General features: G+C 60.5%; 16 protein-coding genes and 1 pseudogene. 14 read left to right on the top strand and 3 right to left on the bottom strand.

Annotated elements, in window-relative coordinates; translation table 11 throughout:
- Positions 1-34 precede the first annotated feature (34 nt).
- From bcsB to AEQ67_RS12420, 11 genes are all read left to right on the top strand, one after another.
- The gene (gene bcsB, locus AEQ67_RS12470) at positions 35-2299 is read left to right on the top strand and encodes a cellulose biosynthesis cyclic di-GMP-binding regulatory protein BcsB (RefSeq protein ID WP_082377828.1); all 2265 of its coding nucleotides are present in this window, start codon (positions 35-37) and stop codon (positions 2297-2299) included.
- A 7-nt stretch (positions 2300-2306) separates the two neighbouring features.
- Positions 2307-3548, top strand: coding sequence for a cellulose synthase complex periplasmic endoglucanase BcsZ (gene bcsZ / locus AEQ67_RS12465; RefSeq protein WP_059404155.1), 1242 nt, complete (start codon positions 2307-2309; stop codon positions 3546-3548).
- The gene (locus tag AEQ67_RS12460) at positions 3524-7453 is read left to right on the top strand and encodes a cellulose synthase subunit BcsC-related outer membrane protein (protein ID WP_059404154.1); all 3930 of its coding nucleotides are present in this window, start codon (positions 3524-3526) and stop codon (positions 7451-7453) included. Before bcsZ ends, AEQ67_RS12460 begins: the two co-directional genes overlap by 25 nt.
- Positions 7454-7468: 15 nt before the next feature.
- Positions 7469-8137 (top strand): SGNH/GDSL hydrolase family protein, encoded by a 669-nt coding sequence (locus AEQ67_RS12455; RefSeq protein ID WP_059404153.1) that lies wholly within the window; start codon positions 7469-7471, stop codon positions 8135-8137.
- Entirely contained in the window at positions 8137-8805 is a 669-nt protein-coding gene (locus AEQ67_RS12450) for an alginate O-acetyltransferase AlgF (RefSeq protein WP_059404152.1), read from the top strand. The genes AEQ67_RS12455 and AEQ67_RS12450 overlap by 1 nt, the downstream gene beginning before the upstream one ends.
- An 18-nt stretch (positions 8806-8823) precedes the next feature.
- On the top strand, positions 8824-10239 hold the full coding sequence (locus AEQ67_RS12445; RefSeq protein ID WP_059404151.1) for an MBOAT family O-acyltransferase: 1416 nt from the start codon (positions 8824-8826) through the stop codon (positions 10237-10239).
- 11 nt (positions 10240-10250) lie between these two features.
- Complete coding sequence (locus tag AEQ67_RS12440; RefSeq protein WP_059404159.1) at positions 10251-11393, top strand: alginate O-acetyltransferase AlgX-related protein; 1143 nt, start codon at positions 10251-10253, stop codon at positions 11391-11393.
- Positions 11394-11728: 335 nt separating this feature from the next.
- Positions 11729-12625: a TauD/TfdA dioxygenase family protein gene (locus AEQ67_RS12435; protein WP_059404150.1), complete on the top strand. Its 897-nt coding sequence runs from the start codon at positions 11729-11731 to the stop codon at positions 12623-12625.
- A 17-nt stretch (positions 12626-12642) separates the two neighbouring features.
- Positions 12643-13668, top strand: coding sequence for an ABC transporter substrate-binding protein (locus AEQ67_RS12430; RefSeq protein WP_059404149.1), 1026 nt, complete (start codon positions 12643-12645; stop codon positions 13666-13668).
- A gap of 5 nt (positions 13669-13673) precedes the next feature.
- The gene (locus AEQ67_RS12425) at positions 13674-14534 is read left to right on the top strand and encodes an ABC transporter ATP-binding protein (protein ID WP_059404148.1); all 861 of its coding nucleotides are present in this window, start codon (positions 13674-13676) and stop codon (positions 14532-14534) included.
- Between the two features lie 21 nt (positions 14535-14555).
- On the top strand, positions 14556-15422 hold the full coding sequence (locus AEQ67_RS12420) for an ABC transporter permease (protein WP_059404147.1): 867 nt from the start codon (positions 14556-14558) through the stop codon (positions 15420-15422).
- Positions 15423-15479: 57 nt separating this feature from the next.
- Here the strand turns inward: AEQ67_RS12420 and AEQ67_RS33750 are convergent, their stop codons facing one another.
- Positions 15480-16526 carry an RHS repeat-associated core domain-containing protein gene (locus tag AEQ67_RS33750; RefSeq protein WP_082377827.1) on the bottom strand — a complete coding sequence of 349 codons (1047 nt, stop codon included), beginning with the start codon at positions 16524-16526 and terminating at the stop codon, positions 15480-15482.
- Positions 16527-16637: 111 nt separating this feature from the next.
- Between AEQ67_RS33750 and AEQ67_RS12410 the strand changes: the two are divergent.
- Positions 16638-16802 (top strand): annotated as a pseudogene (locus AEQ67_RS12410) (ABC transporter permease); the annotation flags it as partial.
- Between the two features lie 109 nt (positions 16803-16911).
- On the opposite strand, the gene AEQ67_RS33745 reads toward AEQ67_RS12410, so the two are convergent.
- Both AEQ67_RS33745 and AEQ67_RS33740 read right to left on the bottom strand, forming a co-directional pair.
- Positions 16912-17796 carry an RHS repeat-associated core domain-containing protein gene (locus tag AEQ67_RS33745; RefSeq protein ID WP_236710317.1) on the bottom strand — a complete coding sequence of 295 codons (885 nt, stop codon included), beginning with the start codon at positions 17794-17796 and terminating at the stop codon, positions 16912-16914.
- Between the two features lie 246 nt (positions 17797-18042).
- Positions 18043-18867: an RHS repeat-associated core domain-containing protein gene (locus AEQ67_RS33740; RefSeq protein WP_082377825.1), complete on the bottom strand. Its 825-nt coding sequence runs from the start codon at positions 18865-18867 to the stop codon at positions 18043-18045.
- Between the two features lie 313 nt (positions 18868-19180).
- On the opposite strand from AEQ67_RS33740, the gene AEQ67_RS12405 reads away from it, so the two are divergent.
- A complete protein-coding gene (locus AEQ67_RS12405) occupies positions 19181-20113 on the top strand; it encodes a LysR family transcriptional regulator (RefSeq protein ID WP_059404144.1) in 933 nt (310 codons plus the stop codon).
- Positions 20114-20329: 216 nt separating this feature from the next.
- A complete protein-coding gene (locus AEQ67_RS12400) occupies positions 20330-21865 on the top strand; it encodes an MFS transporter (RefSeq protein ID WP_059404143.1) in 1536 nt (511 codons plus the stop codon).
- Positions 21866-21882: the final 17 nt, after the last annotated feature.

Here is a 21882-nt window from a genome sequence, read left to right as displayed (position 1 = left end):
CCCCACCCCCCCTAGAAAACGTTTTGGACAAGTGATGAACTCGAAGTCTTTCGCTTTCGGTAACCTGCGCGACCGCGCATTGACACGCCTGGCGTGCGCCTTTCTGGCTTTGGGTGGGGGCGCTACGGCATTCGCCGAGACCGCGCCAGTTGACGTGGCGCCGGGTGCCAACAGTTACAGCGTGACGCTCAAGCAGCTGGGCCGGAACTATCCGATGAGCCTGCGCGGCGTGGAGTCCACCGACAGCGTCAACTTCGATGTGCGTGCCGATTCGATCGTGACCGGCGCCAAGCTGACGTTGCAGTACACCTATTCCCCGGCGCTGCTGGCCGAGCTCTCGCAGATCAACGTCATCGTCAACGATGAAGTGGCGGCGAGCCTGCCGTTGCCCAAGGAAAACGCCGGGCAACTGCAGAAGCAGGTGGTCGATATTCCGGCGCACCTGATCACTGAATTCAACCGCTTGAGCCTGCAATTCGTTGGCCACTACACCATGGGCTGTGAAGACCCTCAGCACTCCAGCCTGTGGGCGAAAATCAGCAACGCGACAGAGCTGAGCATTCAGGTTTCGTCGCTGGCCTTGCCGAACGACTTGTCGATCATGCCGCTGCCGTTCTTCGATCGTCGCGATGCCCGTGCATTGAACCTGCCATTCGTCTTCGCCCCTGCGCCGGCCCACGCTACCCTTGAGGCTGCCGGCGCCCTGTCGTCGTGGTTCGGCGCCCAGGCCAGTTATCGCGGCGCAACGTTCTCTACACGCTTCAATCAGATTCCGGCCCACGGCAACGCCGTGGTGGTGCTTAGCGGCCCTGACGCGTTGCAACTTGGTGGCTTGAGCTTGCCTGCGGCCAAGGGCCCGACCCTGACCGTGATGAGCAACCCCAACGACGCCAACGGAAAATTGCTGGTAATTACCGGTCGCGACAGCACCGAACTCAAACGTGCCGTCACCGCACTGGTACTCGGCAGCCAGGCGCTGTCGGGCAGCAGCGTCGTGATCGATCGCCTCGATGCGCTGCAACCGCGCAAGCCGTACGACGCCCCGAACTGGTTGCCGAGCGATCGCCCGGTCAAGCTCGGCGAGCTGCTGCCGGCCAAGCAATTCAATGTCTCCGGCTACAACCCCGGCGACATCACCGTGCCGCTGAACTTCCCGCCCGACCTGTTTACCTGGCGTGATGAAGGGGCACCGCTGAACCTCAAGTACCGTTACACGCCACAAGAAAAATCGACCAATTCTTCGTTCATCATCAGCTTCAACGATGCCTTGATTCAGTCGCAGAGCCTGCTGTCCCAGGACAAGCTCGACAGCGGTGTACTCAGCGCCCTGAAACTCAACGACACGCTGGGCCGCGAAACCCGCGTACGCCTGCCGTTGAATTCGGTAGCCCTGCAATCGCGTCTGCAACTGCGCTACATGTTCGACTACATCAAGCAGGGCGAATGCGGTGACATCATCATCGACAACATGCGCGGCAGCGTCGATCCGGAATCGACCCTGGACCTGAGCGGCTACGACCACTTCATGGCGATGCCGAACCTCGGCGTGTTCAAGGATGCGGGCTTCCCGTTCACGCGCCTGGCTGACCTGTCGCAAACCGCCGTGGTACTGCCGGACAATGCCGGCGCTCCCGAGCTGGATGCCTACCTCACCGTGCTCGGTCGATTTGGCCAGTCCACCGGTTACCCGGCCACGGGTGTGCAGGTGATGCAGGCGGCGCAGGTCCAGGCGGCGGCTGATAAAGATTTGCTGGTGCTGGCTTCCGGCGCTAACCAGCCATTGCTGAGCCAATGGGCGGATCGCTTGCCTGCGGCCGATACTGGTGGCCAGCAGAGCTTCCATTTGTCTGACCTGCCGATGCGCGTACGTGACTGGTTCAGCCCCGATCCGGACGCTAACCAGCGCAAGGCACGTCTGGCCATGGCCTTCTCCGGCGGTGAGCGCAGTACCTACCTGACCGGTTTCGAATCGCCACTGAAAAGTGGTCGCAGTGTGGTGGTGATCGCCAGCGGTCAGCCGGCCGGTCTGGCGGAAGCGACCAGCGCCTTGATCGGCGGTGAAGATTACACCCAGTCGATCCAGGGCAGCCTGGTGGTGGTGCGCGGCAAAACCATTGAACCACTGGTGGCGGATGAGCAGTATTACGTCGGCAATCTGGGCCCGATCAAATACCTGCAATGGCTGATGTCGCGCCATGTGGTGTTGGCGCTGCTGCTGACTGGTCTCGGTGTGCTGTTGCTCAGCTGCCTGGCCTATCTGGCGCTGCGCTCACGTGCCAAACAGCGGTTGGGTCACTGAGTTCACCATGAATAGCCTCGGGATCAACCGTTATTGCCTGACCCCCGCGCGCCGCTGGCGCCGGGTTGTGCTGTGGCTGGCCGGTACGCTGGCGTCCCTGAGCCTGGCGCCGGTCATGGCTGACGAGGCGGCGTGCAAGAGCGCCGACTGGCCACTGTGGCAAACCTATGCCGCACGCTTCGTGCAGAACGACGGGCGCCTGCTGGAGTCCAGCGTCGAGCCCAATCACAGCACGTCCGAAGGCCAATCCTACGGCATGCTGTTTGCGCTGATCGGCAACGACCGCGAGCGCTTCGATGCGTTGTGGAAATGGACCGCCGCCAACATGGCCGGCGCCGACGTCAGCCAGCGTCTGCCGGGCTGGTTGTGGGGGCAGGGCAAGGACGGCAAATGGCAATTGCAGGACGCCAACTCGGCCTCCGATTCGGACCTGTGGATCACCTACGCGCTGCTCGAAGCGGCGCGGCTGTGGCAGCGTCCAGACTATCGCGAAGACGCCTTGCGCCTGCTCAAGAACATTGAAAGCAAACTGGTGGTCAGCCTGCCGGGCCTGGGCAAAATGGTGCTGCCGGGGCCGGAAGGTTTCGTACAGCCCGATCACCTGTGGCGCCTCAATCCAAGCTATTTGCCGCTGCCATTGCTGCGTCGACTGGCCAAGGAAGCGCCGACCGGGCCATGGAAAGAAATCGCTGCAAACAGCGTGAAAATGGTCAGTGCATCCAGTCCCAAAGGCTACGTCGCCGACTGGATCGGTTACCGCGCCACCGCGCCGCAAGCCGGGTTGTTCGTGGTCGATCCGATCAAGGGCGAGTTGGGCAGTTATGACGCCATCCGCGTCTACCTGTGGGCCGGCATGACGCCCAAGTCCGACCCATTGGCGGCACCGTTACTGGCGCGTCTGGACGGTATGTCGAGCAGCACGGCGTCCACCGGCATTCCGCCGGAAAAGGTCCAGGTCCTCAGTGGTGCCCTCGAAGGCCAAGGCCCGTTCGGCTATTCTGCCGCGCTGATTCCGTACTTTCAGGCCAAGGGGCAACCGTGGCTGGCCGAGCAGCAGCAACGTCGGGCCGAAGGGGCTTTGAACGCGGCGCTGGCTAAAGCCGATGGTGCAAGTGCCGAACCGCTGTATTACAACGCCATGCTTAGTCTGTTCGCACTCGGCTGGGCTGAAAAACGCTATCAGTTTCGTGATGACGGAACACTCAAATTGTCTTGGGAGACGTCATGCGTCCGCGCCGTCACACGCTAGCTATCGGTATTCTCACAGCCCTCATCGGCACCGCTGCGCACGCTGAAACCAATGACGTGCAAGCGCGGCTGGTTGAACAAGGCCAATACTGGCAGGCCCGGGATAACGCTGCGCGTGCGGCAGAAGCCTGGGAAAAAGTCCTGCGCCTGGACCCCAACCAGGTCGACGCGCTCTACGGCATGGGCCTGATCGGCGTCAAACAGAACAAGCCCGAGCAGGCTCAGCAATACCTGGCGCGCTTGCAGGCACTGTCGCCGCGGCCATGGCTGGCGGCGCAGCTGGAACAGGACATCGCCCTGGCCCAACCGCAAAACATCGCCTTGCTCGATGAAGCCCGGCGCCTGGCCGATGGCGACCAGCGTGACCAGGCCACCGAGGTGTTCCGTAAACTGTTCGCCGGCCGTACGCCCGAAGGCAAGGTCGGCCGAGAGTTCTACACCAACCTGGCCTTCAATGACGCCAGCTGGCCCGAGGCCCGCAAAGGTCTGGAGCGCTTGCTGCGCGAGACGCCGAATGACTCGATCCTGGCGCTGTTCCTGGCCAAGCACCTGGTGCGTCACGAAGACAGCCGCCCGGACGGCATTCGTGCCCTGGCCAAGCTGTCGACCCGTACCGATATCGCCGGTGACGCCGACGAGAGCTGGCGCCTGGCGCTGGTCTGGACCGGGGCGCCGACGGCGGCGCAGGTGCCGTTGTTCGAAGAGTTCCTGAAGGTGCATCCGGACGATCAGGAAATCCGTGACCTGCTGAACAAAGGGAAGTCGCAGTCGAGCACCGCGGGTGCACCGGCGTGGCAGCAAGACCCGTTAGTGGCTCGCGGGCTTCAGGCGCTGGAGAAGGGCGATCAGGCCGGCGCCGAGCAAGCCTTCGCGGCACGCTTGAAAAGCAAACCGGACGACGCCGATGCCCTCGGCGGCCTCGGCGTGGTGCGTCAGCAACAGAATCGTTTCGGTGAAGCCGAGCAGCTGCTCAACCGTGCCATCGCTAATGGCGGTACACGCTGGAAGCCAGCCCTGGACAACGTGCGCTATTGGGCTTTGCTGCAACAGGCGCGCGACCAGGCCAAGACGCAACCGGCCAAGGCGCAAGCGACCATCGCTCAGGCGATGCGCCTGAACCCCAACGGTATCGATGCGCGCCTGACCCTGGCCGACATTCAGGCTCAGGCCGGGCAACTGGACGCCGCACAGGCCAACTATCGCCACGTGTTGAGCGTGCAGCGCGGCAATGCTCAGGCCGTTCAAGGCCTGGTCAATGTGCTGTCGCAAACCGGTCAGGCCGACGAAGCCTTGCGCTTGCTCGACACCTTGCCCGCAGCCCAGCAAGCCGAGATGGGCGGAGGCGCTCGTCTGCGCGCATTGCGTTCAACGCAAGCGGCCAAACTCGCCGAGCAACGCGGTGATACGCGTGGTGCGCAACAAGCTTTGGTGCAGGCGGTTCAGGACGACCCGGATAACGTCTGGACCCGTTTCGACCTGGCGCGCCTGTACCTCAAGACCGGTGAATCGCAGAAAGCGCGAGACCTGATCGACAGTTTCTTGAAAGCCCATCCGACCAACATCGATGCGCTGTACACCAGTGCCTTGCTCTCGGTGGAGATGGAGCAGTGGAACGCCGCGCAAGCGACCATCAGCCGCATTCCGGCCGAGCGCCGCACCGCTGACATGCAGGAACTGGCCGACCAGATCACCCTCACCGTGCAGATCAAACTGGCGGCGAGCATCGCCAAGCGTGGCCAGCGTCAGGAGGCCCTGGCCCTGCTCGATCGCTTGCAACCGATGGCCAGTCGCAGCCCTGATCGTATGGCGACCCTGGCCGCCGCGTATGTCGACGCCGGTGATTCGGCCCGCGCGCAATCGATGATGCGCGACGTGATTGCCCAGACGCCGACGCCGTCCGCGGACCTGATGCTGCAATACGCCAATCTGCAGCTCAAGACGGGCGACGATGCGCAGGTCAACTCGATCCTGCGCGGTTTGCAAAATCAGCAGATGAGCGTGGCCACGCGCAAACGCTACGACGACGTGCTGTACCAATACCGCATCCGTCAGGCCGATATCCTGCGCGAAAACGGCGATCTGGCGGCGGCCTACGACACGCTGGCACCGGCGCTGGCTTCGCGTCCGGGGGATGTGGGCGCGGTCTCGGCGCTGGCGCGGATGTATGCCAGCAGTGGCGACAATGCCAAGGCGTTTGAACTGTACAAACCGCTATTGCAGCGTCAACCCAACGATCCGCAAATCTTGCTGAATGCCGCGGATGCGGCGGTTCAGGCCCACGACATTGGCTATGCCGATCGAGCGCTGGAGCAATTTCTCAAGCTGGAAACCTACGACCCGCAATCGCTGACCGAAGCGGCGCGGATCTACCGCGGCATGGGCAAGAGCAGCCAGGCCACTGAATTGCTGCGCAAGGCCGTGGCCATCGAACAGAATGAACAGAAACGCAGCCTGACGGCCCAGGCCAATACGCTGAATGTCGCGCCGAACCCGTTCGTGGGGTTGCCGGGCCAGCGCAATCAGGTAAGCCGCACACCCGTGGATAGCATTCCGGCACCGGCGCTGGCACAACTTGACGCCGCACCGGTCATGGTCGCCAGCAATGCCGCACTGCCCGCCGATGCTTACCCGGGCCAGGCTCAACCGCGCATGATCGCCTCGGGTGCGGAGCGTAATGCATTGCCGGCCGGACGCTTCGCCGGTGCCACCGGTAACCCGTTCGCACCGCAAGCCACGGTCAACGTTGCGGTCGATCAAGCCAGTTCGGCCCAGCGCGCCCTGGACAACATTCTTCAGGAACGCAGCGGTTACGTGACCCAAGGCGTGACGATTCGCAGTAACGACAGCGAGTCGGGCCTGAGCAAGATGACCGACGTCGAAACGCCGCTGGAAATCAACGTTCCGGCGGGTGATAACCGTTACGCCGTGCGCGTGACCCCGGTGTCGCTGAATGCCGGCAGTGTCGGCAGCGATGCCGCCGCGCGCTTCGGCAGCGGTGGCACATCCTCCGACGGCATCGGCTCCCAGCGCGATAAAGGCGTCGGCCTGAGCGTGGCCTATGCCCGACCGGATGAAGGCATCAAGGCTGACATCGGCACTACGCCGATCGGCTTCAAGTACAGCACCGCGGCCGGTGGCGTCAGTGTTGACCGGCCGTTCGCGGACAACTCCAACATGCGTTATGGCGTCGCCGTTTCACGGCGTCCGGTGACCGACAGCGTGACGTCGTTCGCCGGCACTACCGACGAACGCACCGGGCAGTCGTGGGGCGGTGTGACGGCCAACGGCGGCCGGGCACAGCTCAGCTATGACAACCAGGAAGTGGGCAGCTACGGCTACGGTTCGTGGCACAAGTTGCTGGGCCACAACGTCGAATCCAACAGCCGTACCGAACTGGGCGGCGGTGTGTACTGGTATCTGCGCAATGCCGAGGACAGCAAGCTGACGCTGGGCCTCAGTGCCACGGGCCTGAGCTTCGAGAACAACCAGGACTTCTTCACCTACGGCCATGGCGGTTACTTCAGCCCGCAAAGCTATTTCGCCCTGGGAGTGCCGGTGACGTGGGCGCAGCGCACCGAACGGTTCTCCTATCAGGTCAAGGGCTCGGTGGGCGTTCAATACTTTGAACAGGATGCGGTCGACTACTTCCCGAACGACAAAGACCTGCAGGCCGCCAACAACCAGCGATACAAAGGCCAGAACAAGACGGGCGTGGGTTACAGCCTGAGCGGTGCCGGCGAGTACAAATTCGGTTCGAATTTTTTCCTCGGCGCCAACCTCGGCCTGGACAACGCTCAGGACTACAAGCAATTCACTGGGGCCATGTACCTGCGCTACATGTTCGAAGACATGAACGGCGCGATGGAACTGCCGGTCAGCCCCTACCGTTCCCCTTATTCCAACTGATTCCTGGAGACTTAAATGCCTTCTTCCGTTCTTGCCGGTATGACCCTTCTGGTGCTGGGTGAAAGCCACATGAGCCTGGCGGACCACTTGATGGAGCCGCTGCAAGCCAACCTGACCCAGCAAGGCGCGATCGTCCATTCGATCGGTGCCTGCGGCGCCAGCGCCGGCGATTGGCTGATCACCAAGAAAGTCGATTGCGGTGCCGAGCAAAAAGGCGATGGCAAGATCGTCATCAAGGGCCGCGAGGCGACCACCACGCCGATCAAAGACCTGATTGCCGCCGACAAGCCTGACCTGGTGGTGCTGGTGATCGGTGACACCATGGCGTCCTACGACAAACCGGTGTTCCCGAAAGCCTGGGCCTGGCAGAACGTCACCGCACTGGCCAAGGAAATCACCGCCAACGGCGCCAAATGCGCCTGGGTCGGTCCGGCCTGGGGCAAGGAAGGCGGCATGTACAAGAAGAACGATGCGCGGACCAAACTGATGTCGGCGTTCCTGTCGACCAACGTGGCGCCTTGCACCTACATCGACTCGTTGACCTTCTCCAAACCGGGCGAGTGGGTCACCACCGACGGTCAGCACTTCACCGTGGCCGGTTATAAATCCTGGGCCACCGCCATCGGCGGCGCACTGGCCAAGCTGCCGGCCGATGCGGTCAGCAACAAGGGAGCGAAGCAGTGATGCGCGGTCTTTCTGCTGTCTGCGCTGTGGCGGCGCTGTTCTGCAGCGTAAACGCCCTGGCGGCTGAGTTTGCGCTGTACCCCACCGGCCCGAGCGAGGATGCGGCGTTCATCCGTTTCGTCAATGCCAGCACGGCGCCGCTGGACGTCATCGCGCAGGCCGGTCAACCGCCGATGCGCCTGGAAGCGACACAACCGGTGTCGCTGTTTTTCCCGGTGCAGTCGAGCAGTCCGGTCAAGGGCACCTTGGTCAGCGGCGCGCAAAAACTGGCCATGGACCTGAAAATCGAGCCCGGTGAATTCGCCACCGTGGTTGCGGTGCCGGACGGCGCGGGCATCAAGCAAATCGCCGTGCGCGAGCAGCCGGACGACTTCAATGGCCTGAAGGCGTCGCTGGCATTCTTCAACGTCGACGCTTCGTGCGCCGACGCCAGCCTGCGGCCTGCCGGGCGTCCCGCCGACCTGTTCAAGGCAGTGCCGGTCGATAGCTTGCAACGTCGCTCGATCAATCCGGTCACCCTGTCGGTGCAGCTGGTGTGCGCGAACGCCAACGTCGGTGCCCCGCTGGACTTGGGCGAACTCAAAGCGGGTGAGCGTTACAGCGTTCTGCTGGTGCCTTCGGCCACCGGGCCGCGTCTTTTGAACGCCACGGACACTCTGTCCCACTGATCGGATTCTGCCGCTGCCATGGTCTTCGCCTCACTCGAGTTCCTGACGCTGTTCCTGCCGTTGTTTTTGCTGGTGTATGCCCTGGGCAAACCGGCCTGGCGCAACGTCATCCTGCTGATCGGTAGCTGGTTGTTCTATGGCTGGCTGAGTCCGCTGTTTCTGACCCTGCACGTGGTGTTGACCATCGTTGCCTGGGTCGGTGGATTGCTGGTGGACCGTTCCCGCGAGGATTCGAAGGGGCGCGTGCGGCTGTTGATCGCGCTGATCGTGTTCAACACGGCGGTGCTGTGCTGGTACAAGTACGCCAACATCCTGGCCGGGACCTGGAGTGAGCTGATCACTTACTACGGCGCGATGCCGCTGGAGTGGCAGCGGGTGGCGCTGCCGGCGGGGCTGTCGTTCATCGTCTTGCAGGCGATTTCGTACCTGGTGGACGTGCACCGCCACACGGTGCCGGTGGAGCGCAGCTTCATCAATTACGCGACCTACATTTCGATGTTCGGGCACTCGATTGCCGGGCCGATCATTCGTTATGACTGGGTGCGCCGTGAGCTCACGCAGCGCTATTTTGGCTGGCAGAATTTCTCGCTCGGCGCCCGGCGCTTCATGATCGGCATGTGCATGAAAGTGCTGGTGGCGGACACGTTGTCGCCGTTGGTGGACGTCGCGTTCCACCTGGAAAACCCGTCCTTCGTCGACGCCTGGATCGGTTGCCTGGCCTACTCGCTGCAACTGTTTTTCGACTTCGCCGGTTACAGCGCCATGGCCATCGGCCTGGGCCTGATGCTGGGTTTCCACTTCCCGGAAAACTTCAACCGGCCGTACCTGGCCAGCAGCATTCAAGACTTCTGGCGGCGCTGGCACTTGTCGCTGTCAAGCTGGCTGCGTGATTACCTGTACATCGCCCTTGGCGGTAACCGCAATGGCGCGTGGAAGACTTATCGCAATCTGTTCCTGACCATGGCCATCGCCGGTCTGTGGCACGGCGGCGACAGTTGGAACTACCTGTTGTGGGGCTCGGCCCACGGCATTGCCTTGTGCGTTGATCGCCTATGGTCACGCTCAAGTTTGCCGAGGATTCCATCCGTGTTGTCGCACACCTTGACGCTGCTGTTCGTGTTCCTGGCGTGGACCTTGTTCCGCGCGCCGGATTTCCATTCGGCGATGACCATGTATGCCGGGCAGTTCGGCCTGCACGGGTTTGCATTGGGTGATGCGCTGGCGGTCACGCTGCGTCCGGCCCACGGCATCGCGGCGCTGCTCGGTGTGGTGTGCATCGTTGCGCCGTTGCTGCACAACCGTTATGAGCAACGGTTTGGCGGCCATGCGCTGTTTGCACCGATGGCGGCCTTGTGGCCGGTGGCGGGTTTCCTGCTCTCGTTCGCGTTGATCGCGAGCCGTGAAGCGGTGCCCTTCCTGTACTTCCAGTTCTGATGACCGCGCCCATGACTTCCTCGTCCCCTGCACCGGCTCAACCGAGCGAACTGACTGCCCGTATCAGCAAAGTATCGGGCGTTGTGTTCGTGGCTTTTTTGGCGATTGGTTTCGCATCGTGCGCCTGGCTGCTGTTGAGCGGCAACGTCGAGATGCTGCCGCCAAAACTCACCCGTCAGGCCGCACTCGAAGGCGATGTCACCCACAAGATCGCCAAGCAACTGTCCAAGGCAGCGGTGCCCGAACTGGCGGCGGATCTGGAGCGCGGCGCGAGTTGGCTGGTGCTGCACGATACCGGCCCGCGTGTGCGCTCAGGGTGCCCTGGCTGGCTATTTCTGACCAATGAAATGCGGATCAATCGCTTCGCTCAAGCCAATGCCGAGACCAAGTCCTGGGTGGTGCGTGACATCCAGCAACGCCTTGCCAAGCGCGGCATTACGCTGCTGGTGGCGGTGGTGCCGGACAAGAGTCGTATCGCCAGTGCGCAGTTGTGTGACCTGCGTCGCCCGGCACAACTGCAGGACCGTGTCGTGACGTGGGTCGATGGCCTGAACAAGGCCGGTGTCGCCGCCATGGACCTGGCGCCGACCCTGCAACCCTTGGGCGCCGACGCGTACTTGCGCACCGACACCCACTGGAGCGAAATCGGCTCGGCAGCCGCCGCCAAAGCCGTGGCCAGGCAAGTGCAGGCCATGGGCATCAGCGCTACGCCACAGAAAAACTTCGAGGTGAAAGTGCAAGATCCGGCCCGGCGTCCGGGCGACCTGGTCAGGCTCGCTGGTCTTGAATGGCTGCCCGTGGCTTGGCAGCCGACGCCGGAAACCGTGGCCACATCCCGGATCAGCGAGAAGGCTGCCGAAGCCCAAAGCGGCGGCGACAACCTCGACGACCTGTTCGGCGACGACAACCTGCCGAACGTAGCGCTGATCGGTACTTCATTTTCGCGCAATTCCAACTTCCTCGGTTTCTTGCAACAGGCGTTGGGTGCGCCGATTGGCAACTTCGCCAAGGACGGTGGCGAGTTCTCCGGCGGGGCCAACGGTTATTTCAACAATCCGGCGTTCATGCAAACCCCGCCGAAACTGATTGTCTGGGAAATCCCCGAGCGTGATTTGCAGACGCCTTACGGCGAAGTGATTGATTGGGCCAAGTAAGGGGCTGAAAGTTGATGTGTGGCTGATGACGTCTTCGCGGGCAAGCCTCGCTCCTACAGTGGATCTGCGTAACGAACGCAATTTTGTGATCAATACAAAACCCCTGTAGGAGCGAGGCTTGCCCGCGAAAGGGCCCTCAAATACAACACATCTTTAAATGCCATATCGTTATTCGCTAACGGTATTTAAATTCTAATTCTTATACCTATAAAGTCACTCCCCTGCGTACCTGCCGACCAATCGGCGCGCCGCACGACACGAACCAACACGGGACCTCCGTGAGTTTCTGATCGACGCGCGCGCCCTTGAGCGTGCCGTGCGTGGGAGTGATTGTCATGTCAGCCGTCTCTGCGTCTTCAAGCGCCGCGAACATCGCGCCGCAAACCTTCGATATTCGTCCGTTCAGCGGCGCCGTCGGGGCCGAAATCATCGGCCTCGATCTGTCCCACCCGATCAATGATCAGGATTTCGCCCGCATTCACCGCGCGCACCTCGATCATCACGTCGTTGTGTTCCGCGACCAGCGCATTACCCCGGAACAACAAATCGCCTTCAGCCGCCGCTTCGGCGTGTTGCAGATCCACGTGCTCAAGCAGTTCCTGCTGGCCGGGCATCCGGAAATCCTCATCGTTTCCAACATCATCGAGAACGGCGTGTCCGTCGGCCTCGGTGACGCCGGCAAGTTCTGGCACTCGGACCTTTCCTATAAAGAACTGCCGAGCCTTGGCTCGATGCTCCACGCCCAGGAGCTGCCGTCCGAAGGTGGCGACACGCTGTTCGCCGCCATGCACAAAGCCTGGGACAACCTGCCCGACGCACTGCGCAAAGCTGTCGAAGGCCGCTCGGCCGCGCACTCCTACACGGCGCGTTATAGCGAGACCAAATTCGAAGGCAACTGGCGCCCGACGCTGACGCCCGAACAGCTCGCCCAGGTCGCCGAAGTGGTTCATCCGATCGTGCGCACCCACCCGGAGAACGGTCGCAAGGCGTTGTTCGTCAGTGAGGGTTTCACCACCCGCATCGTTGGCTTGCCGGAAGACGAGAGCAAGCAACTGCTCGACGAGCTCTACGCCCACAGCGTGCTGCCGCACAACATCTACCGCCATCAATGGCAGCCCCACGACCTGGTGTTCTGGGACAACCGTTCGCTGATCCACCTCGCCGCCGGATGCCCGAGCTACCTGCGCCGCAAGTTGTATCGCACCACCATCCAGGGCGACGCGCCTTTCTGATTTGTCGGAGAACCACCATGCTCAAACGTCTTTCATTGGCACCGCTGGCCGCCGCCATCGGCCTGGGTTTCAGCCTGCTCGCCAGCAGCCTGGTGGCGCCGCCCGTGGCCCATGCCGAAGGTGAAATTCGCATCGCCGAGCAGTTCGGCATCGTTTACCTGTTGCTCAATGTGGTGCGCGATCAGAACCTGATCGAGAAGTACGGCAAGCAGGAAGGCATCGACATCAAGGTCGACTGGACGCAGCTCTCCGGCGGTGCGGCGGTCAACGACGCGTTGCTCTCCGGTTCCATCGACATTGCCGGCGCTGGTGTCGGTCCACTGCTGACCATCTGGGACCGCACCCACGGCAAGCAGAACGTCAAAGCCGTGGCTTCCCTCGGCAACTTCCCGTACTACCTGGTGAGCAACAATCCCAAGGTCAAAACCATTGCCGACTTCACCGAGAAGGACCGCATCGCGGTGCCGGCGGTAGGCGTGTCGGTGCAGTCGCGCTTCCTGCAGTACGCGGCCGCCAAGCAGTGGGGCGACAAGGAATTCAATCGCCTCGACAAGTACACCATCGCCCTGCCGCACCCGGACGCGACCGCTGCGCTGATCGCTGGCGGCACTGAGCTGACTGGTCATTTCTCCAACCCGCCGTTCCAGGATCAGGCACTGGAAAACCCTAACGTGCATGTGGTGCTGAACACCTATGACCTGCTCGGCCCGAACTCGCCGACCGTGCTGTTCGCCACCGAGAAATTCCGCGACGAAAACCCGAAAACCTATAAGGCGTTCGTCGAAGCACTGGCCGAGGCGGCGCAGTTTGCCCAGAACGACAAAGGCGCTGCGGCCGACACGTACATACGCGTGACCAAGGCCAAAATCGATCGCGCAGCGCTGCTGAAAATCATCGACAACCCGCAGTTCGAATTCAGCGTTACGCCGAAAAATACTTACCCGTTGGCCGAGTTTCTCTACCGCGTCGGCGCGATCAAAAACAAACCGGATTCGTGGAAGGACTACTTCTTCCAGGACACCAAGCCGCTGCAAGGGAGCTGATCGAGATGAACGCCCCTTTGCAAGGCCACACGGCCAGCAAACCGATCGCGGCAGCCCAAGCGCTGCTGTCGGTCGACAATGTCAGCCTGGAATACCGCACGCCACAGCGAGTCGTTCGTGCGACCCATCAAGTCAGTTTCGAGATCGATCCGGCGGACCGCTTTGTGCTGCTCGGTCCGTCCGGGTGCGGCAAGTCGACGTTGCTCAAGGCGGTTGCCGGGTTCATCCAGCCTTGTGAAGGCGAGATTCGTCTTCAGGGCCAAACCGTCAACGCGCCGGGGCCGGACCGGATTGTGGTGTTCCAGGAATTCGATCAACTGCCGCCGTGGAAAACCGTCAAACAGAACGTGATGTTTCCGTTGCTGGCGTCGAAAACCCTCAAGCGCAAAGAAGCTGAAGAGCGGGCGCTGCACTACCTGGAAAAAGTCGGTCTGGCGGCGTTTGCCGATGCCTATCCGCACACCCTTTCCGGCGGCATGAAAGCGCGTGTGGCGATTGCCCGGGCGTTGGCGATGCAGCCGAAAATCCTCCTGATGGACGAACCCTTCGCCGCCCTCGACGCGCTGACCCGACGCAAGATGCAGGAAGAATTGCTGCTGCTCTGGGAAGAGGTGCGCTTCACCCTGCTGTTCGTGACGCACTCCATCGAAGAGGCGCTGGTGGTGGGTAATCGCATCCTGCTGTTGTCGCCGCATCCGGGCCGGGTGCGCGCGGAAGTCCACAGCCATCAATACGATTTGCACAGCCTCGGTGGCGTGGCGTTCCAGGCATCGGCGCGGCGGATTCATCGGTTGTTGTTCGATGAAGGCCAGTCAGCGGAAACCGAACGTGAACTGGATTTCGCCGACATCCGCATCGCTTATTGACCCCGTTGAGAGGAGGGCCCGATGAGCCATTTATCATCCCCGCGTGAAGAATTCGAAACCGTATTACAGCCGCTCACCAGCGTGCCGCTGGAGCGTGAACTGCCCCTCGGCCAACGGTTGTGGCAACAGGGCTGGCTGCGCAAAAGCCTGATCCTGATTCTGCTCGCCGTACTATGGGAAGTGGTCGCCCGCATTCAGAACAACGACCTGCTGCTGCCGAGTTTTCTGCAAACCGCCAGCGCGCTGTATGACGGCCTGCTCAGTGGCGAATTGCTGGGCAAGGTGTGGATTTCGCTGGTTGTACTGCTCAAGGGTTACCTGATCGGCATCGTCCTGGCGTTTGCCCTGACCACGTTGGCGGTGTCGACGCAATTCGGTCGCGACCTGCTGAGTACCTTGACCTCGATGTTCAACCCGCTGCCGGCGATTGCGCTCTTACCGCTGGCGCTGCTGTGGTTTGGATTGGGGCAGAACAGCCTGATTTTCGTGCTGGTGCATTCGGTGCTCTGGGCCTTGGCGTTGAACACCTATGCCGGGTTTCTCGGCGTCTCGGAAACCCTGCGCATGGCCGGGCGCAATTACGGGCTTAAGGGCATGCGCTTTGTGCTGTTCATCCTGATCCCGGCGGCGCTGCCGTCGATCCTCGCCGGGCTGAAAATTGGCTGGGCGTTCGCCTGGCGCACGTTGATCGCGGCGGAGTTGGTGTTTGGCGCTACCAGCGGCAAGGGTGGGTTGGGGTGGTACATCTTTCAGAATCGCAATGAGCTGTATACGGATAAGGTGTTTGCCGGGTTGGCGGTGGTAATTTTGATTGGGTTGCTGGTGGAGAATCTGGTGTTTGATACGTTGGAGCGGGTGACGGTGAAGCGGTGGGGGATGCAGCAGTAGGAAGCGATGAGTTCGCCGGAAAGACTCTATTCCAGAAATCGAGTGCAGCTATCGGCTTCAGCCTTGACGTATAGAAGAATTGCGGCCGCCGGCACCGCCGTCTGGCGGTCGCCTGTACTGATTTCCCCCATTCACACCACGATAGTCATAACCTTCCACGCTATTAGGACCATTATCATGGGGCATCCATCCATCACTTTTAGGGGCGGTACTTTCGGGGCGGTATTGAATTCCATAAGGTTTGGATTCTGTACCTCTCGACGCGAGATCCTTGGGATGCTTGCCCGAACTGCTAGGGCCACCACCACCTCGTAAATTTCCCCAGCGTTGTGCAGGAGAGGGTGATATTGGTGGTCCTGACTTAGTCCGTGTTCCAGCAAAACCACTCGCCGGAAGATCCCTTACAGAGGAATTACTTCGCCGTGCAGTATCGGCGATAGCCAATGGAATCGAGACATTTCTCTTGAAAATCGATCCCGAATTATTATTGTTTCCTTCACCCTGTGATGGATATTCACCTATAAATTTGTTTTTGGGTTTTGGCCCGGCAATGTACGAAAAAGCACGGGAAATACCTGAACTATCATGTGTTTTCTCAAAGGTCAGGCTTTGTTGAAGAGCGCGTGCACCAGCGGCAGCGTTTTGCGTATTAATTGGGGGGGGTGGGCTGGATCGATAATTTGGAGACTTGAATTGTCCGCCGAGGTCACGTGCAGCGAGAAATAGCGCGACCAGAACGGTATGCCCCGTCGGGTCCGACCGATTCACCGGATCCCCCACACAATACATATACGCATTCAACCCACCCCTACCAAACGGACTCCAACTGTCCGGGCTATGAAACCGCATCAATCGCGGGTTGTAGGCGCGGTAACCGTTGCCCAGTAAATACCAGCCGATACTCCCTTCGCGCAATTGACCGTTGAAGCCCAGCTGTGTCTCGATGCCCTGCTGCGCGGATTGCTCGCCGTAGGTGGAGTAAGCGATGGCGTTAGTCTTGCCATCAACGATTTCGCCAATGATCGAATGGCTGCTATTGGTCGCGAGCAGCACCACGCGCTGCCGGTTCGGATTCTCTTGAGCAACAAGCTTGGCTTGAGTCATACCGCGAGCTCCGTGGAAGGGCCGAGGAGAATATTGGCCTTTAGTTCTACACGCTTGATTCAAGCTTGAGAACTATCAGAACTAATAGGTTCTTTGATCTACAGGCATTACAAGGGTGGGTTAAGGTGGTACATCTTTCAGAATCGTAATGAGCTGTATAAGGATAAGGTGTTTGCCGGGTTGGCGGTGGTGATCCTCATTGGGTTGCTGGTGGAGAATCTGGTGTTTGATACGTTGGAGCGGGTGACGGTGAAGCGGTGGGGGATGTCGCGGTGAGGGAGGTGAAAGTACTGGCGAGAAAGGGCATTAACACGTCTGCCAATGCCGACAAGCGAAGCTCGACATCGTGTTGCTTGCAGTGCCCCAGCAGTTTTAAACATTTAGTTCAGTTGCCTCGCCGAATTTCATTCACCTCCTGTTGTATGGCGTCTAATTGTGCAAGAAGTTGGCCTAGTTCATCACCCATAGGCCCTGGCGGTGGCACCGCCCTCGGCGGTGTCGGTGGCGGTGTCGGTGGCAGTGCTGCTGGTGCCTGGTAGGGTGCAGCAGCTCCCAAATTGTCCATGCGATCTACGGCCATTCTGTTAACCCCAGGAGTTTTAGGCTGAATTGCTGCTGCAAGAGTGTCATAAGTCCAGTATTTCTTCCCAGACGTAGCCTGCTCATACGTCGGTGGTAAATCTGATGTCGTCGGGCTTGCTGCAACCTTACCCCCCGGGGGCGGTGGCGGCGGCCTTCTTCCAGGTGCATGACTTCGCCGGGCAGTAGCGGCGATTGCCTTTGTAATCGGGATATTTCTGTTGAAAACCGAACCTGGTTTATTATTGTTGCCCTCACCTTGCGACGGATACTTGCCTATGAGTTTGTTTTGAGGTTTTGGCCCGGCAACGTACGAAAAAGCACCGGAAAAACCTGACATATCATGTGTTTTCTCAAAGGTCAGGCTTTGTTGGAGAGTGCGTGCACCAGCGGCAGCGTTTTGCGTATTAATTGGGGGGGGTGGGCTGGATCGATAATTTGGAGACTTGAATTGTCCGCCGAGGTCACGTGCAGCGAGAAATAGCGCGACCAGAACGGTATGCCCCGTCGGATCCGACCGATTCACCGGATCCCCCACGCAATACATATACGCATTCAATCCCCCCCTACCAAACGGACTCCAACTGTCCGGGCTATGAAACCGCATCAATCGCGGGTTGTAGGCGCGGTAGCCGTTGCCCAGTAAATACCAGCCGATATTCGCTTCGCGCAATTGACCGTTGAAGCCCAGCCGTGTCGCGACGTCCTGCTGCGCGGATTGCTCGCCGTAGGTGGAGTAAGCGATGGTGTTGGTCTTGCCATCGACTATTTCACCTATGATCGAGCGGCTGCTGTTGGTGCGCCAGCAGCACTACGCGCTTGCGGGTTAGTTTCTCTGGAGTATCAGGCCTGGTTTGAGTCATTACCGTGAGTTCCGAGGAAGTGAGGCCGAAGAGAAACAGTGGCGTACGGCCACCGCGGTGATGTTTGAAGGCGTCTAACGTCCCGTGCGAATTGTTGCGATGGGATTTCCATTCATGTTTAGTAACTCCGAGTGAGTTTCATACAGCGGCTGCCGAAAGGCCCCGGGCTGATTGCCGCTCGTGGTTCTGGAAGAACTGAGGCCTTGAGCAGACGAAGTCGGTCGAACTGTTCCTTGTCCGGTTGGTTGTCTAGAAATATGTTTACTGTTGTATGCGTTGGAGTATCGATTGTCACGGAAGACGAGATCAGTTCGTGGTTTTGGTGTCACTTTGGGTGGTGGAGGACCGAGTTTTTTTAAAACGTCTGGATCAAATAAAAAATTGTCGGCAAAAGCCTGTTTAGCCCTCTGTGCAGCCCCCACAACCTGTGAGACTCCGCGATTGACGGCGTTTATGGTCTTGCTAACTACTTGAGTAGCGACCGCTCCCATTTTGTTGGTCAGTGAAATGACGGCGCGCGAGAGCGCCCATATCGATTGCCCCGTCGGATCCGAATTCATCACCGGTTCCCCTTCGCAATACCCATACGCATTCAACCCGCCTTCCCCAAACGGACTCAATCTGTCCGGACTATGAAAACGCTTCAACCGCGGGTTGTAAGCCCGGTAACCGTTGCCCAACAAATACCATTCCGGTTTCACCTCAAGCAGTTCACCGTTAAACCCCAGCCGCGTCATGACCCCCCGCTGTGCCGATTGATGACCATAAGGCGAGTACGCCATGCGATTAGGGTTGCTGGCGTCGAGCTCGGTGAGTACCGAGTTTTTCAAATCCACCGCCAGCAGCACCGTGCGTTGCCGACGCATATTCTCTTGATCAACCGTTTTGGCTTGCGTCATACGAGGAGCTCCGCGGAGTGGTCGCACGAGAGTGTTGGTTCTTAGTTTTACTCGCCTGACTCACGCTTGAGAACTATCAGATCTGATAGGTTCACCGCATTCGGCTGTTGCGACTGAAAGCTCTCAGCGCGGAGCTCTGCTGCGGTATGCAGTGCTGATCTGTTGGATTTTTGTGTGCTTGAGAAAAAGATCGCAGCCTTCGGCAGCTCCTACAGGAGAGGCGCATTTCAATGTAGGAGCTGCCGAAGGCTGCGATCTTTTGATCTGCTAGCATTGCGTCTGAATCAGCCCCGATCCGACAAGAGTGCTCGCTATGCAACTCCCCGACATGAACCTGTTGGTCGCCCTCGACGCCTTGCTCGACGAGGGCAGTGTGGTGGGCGCGGCGCGGCGGATGAACCTCAGCCCGGCCGCCATGAGCCGCACGCTGACGCGGATCCGCGAGGCCATCGGCGATCCGATCCTGGTGCGCGCCGGTCGTGGTCTGGTGCCGACGCCCAAGGCGCAGGCGCTGCGCGAGCAAGTGCGGGAGGTGGTGGAGCAGGCCGCGCTGCTGTTCCGTTCGGCGGATGAGGTGGAGTTGGGCAGTTTGCGCCGGCGCTTCAGTATTCGCGCCAACGATTTCTTTGTCGGTGTTTACGGCGGCAAGCTGTTTGACACGATGGAGCGCCAGGCCCCGCATTGTGAGCTGCGTTTTGTCCCGGAGGGCGATGGGGATGACGAAGCCTTGCGCGAAGGACGGATCGATTTGAGCGTCAGCAACAATCGGCCGGTGATGCCGGAAGTGAAGGTGCAGAACCTGTTTTCCACGCACTTTGTCGGGCTGGTGCGCGAGGATCATCCACTGTTCGATGCAGAGATCACCGCTGAGCGCTACGCCGGGTTTTCTCATATCAGCATGTCGCGCCGGGGTATCGCCCGTGGCCCGATCGACACGGCGCTTAATGCGTTGGGGCTGGAGCGGCGGGTGGCGGTGATTGCGCCGAGTTTCCACGCAGCGATGTTTGCCTTGCCTGATTCCGATCTGATTTTACCGGTGCCCAAGGAAGCGCTGTTGAGTGTCCGGCGGCTGGGGTTGAAGCTGCGTTCGTTCACCCTGCCGATTCCATTGCCGACCATCATGCTGACCCAGTCCTGGCATCCGCGATTCGACAAAGACCCGGCCCATCGCTGGATGCGCGAGACGCTCAAAAGTTGTTGCGATGAGACGTGGCTGGCGACCCAGCCCACTCAGTCTGATCACTGACCCCTGTAGGAGCTGGCTTGCCAGCGAATGCGGTGTGTCAGGCGACGAAGAGGCTGAATGAAAAATAGCCTTCGCTGGCAAGCCAGCTCCTACAGAGGTCAGTGCAGTTTTGGATTGCTGCATCGGGCGCACTTATAAGCTGCCGATAAGTCAATTTTCGTCAGCCCCCGCACTTCTTAAACTGCTTCGGTATTCAAACCCCGGAGCTTGCAGTCAATGACTTCCCTCACGGCCACGGCACCTTTCGCCGCGGCCAGCCCAGCAGCTGTTACACCACCGGTGTTCGGTCTGCGGATCATCATCGGCCTGGTGGGCGTTTTGCTCGCCGTGCTGGTGTCGGGCCTGAACGAGATGGTGACCAAGGTGGCTCTCGCCGACATTCGCGGCGCGTTGGCCATCGGCTACGACGAAGGCACCTGGCTGGTCGCCAGCTACACCGCGACCTCGGTAGCGGCCATGGCCTTCGCGCCGTGGTGTGCGGTGACGTTTTCGTTGCGGCGTTTCACCCTGTACGCCATCGGCGCGTTCACCTTGCTCGGCGTGTTGTGCCCACTCGCGCCGAACTACGAAAGCCTGTTGCTCCTGCGCACCTTGCAGGGGCTGGCGGGCGGCGCGTTGCCGCCGATGCTGATGACCGTCGCGCTACGCTTTCTGCCAGCCAACGTGAAGCTGTACGGCCTGGCCGGGTATGCCCTGACGGCGACGTTTGGTCCCGGCCTCGGCACGCCGCTCGCCGGTTTGTGGACCGAGCATGTCGGCTGGCAATGGACCTTCTGGCAAATCATCGCGCCGTGCCTGATCGCCATGCTCGCAGTGGCCTACGGTCTGCCTCAGGATCCGCTGCGGCTGGAGCGCTTCAAGCAGTTCAACTGGCTCGGTTTGCTGTTGGGGTTTCCAGCGATTTGCATGTTGGTGATCGGCATCCTGCAGGGCAATCGGCTGGACTGGTTCGAGTCCAACCTGATCTGCGGATTGCTCGGCGGCGGGCTGCTGTTGCTGGTGCTGTTTCTGCTCAACGAGTGGTCGCAGCCGATCCCGTTTTTCAAGATGCAGATGCTCGGCATCCGCAATCTGGCGTTCGCCTTGCTGACCCTGGCCGGCGTGCTGGTGGTGTTGCTGGCAGTGATCATCATCCCATCGAGTTACCTGGCGCAGGTCCAGGGTTATCGCCCGATCCAGACCGCGCCGATCATGCTGTTGGCAGCGCTTCCGCAACTGATCGCGCTGCCCTTGGTGGCCGCGTTGTGCAACCTGCGTTGGGTCGATTGCCGCTGGGTGCTGGGGATCGGCCTGAGCATGCTGGCGTTGTCATGCATCGGCGGTTCGCAGCTGACATCGATGTGGATTCGCGATGATTTCTACGGGCTGCAACTGCTGCAAATCTTCGGTCAGCCCATGGCCGTGTTGCCGCTGTTGATGCTCGCGACCGGCAGCATCAGCCCGATGGAAGGGCCGTTCGCGTCGGCGTGGTTCAACACCGTAAAAGGTCTGTCGGCGGTGATTGCCACCGGTGTGATCGAAGCGTTGACCACTTCAAGGTTGCACTTTCATTCGACCATGTTGGTGGACAGCCTCGGCAACTCACCGCTGGCCGACAGCGAGAGTGCAGGCCTCGCTCATCGGTTGCATGAGCAGGCCGTGGTGCTGACGGCCTCGGATCTTTATCTGTGCATGGCGGGCGTCGCCCTGACGCTGATCCTGCTGATTTTCTGGCTGCCGACGCGAATGTATCCACCGCGTGCGCCGACTTGATTGCTCCACTGAAACTG

Source organism: Pseudomonas sp. RIT-PI-q (genome assembly GCF_001297125.1).
Taxonomy (GTDB): Bacteria; Pseudomonadota; Gammaproteobacteria; order Pseudomonadales; family Pseudomonadaceae; genus Aquipseudomonas.
The sequence above is the reverse complement of the archived record's forward strand: the minus strand, read 5'-3'. Positions and strand labels throughout refer to the sequence as shown.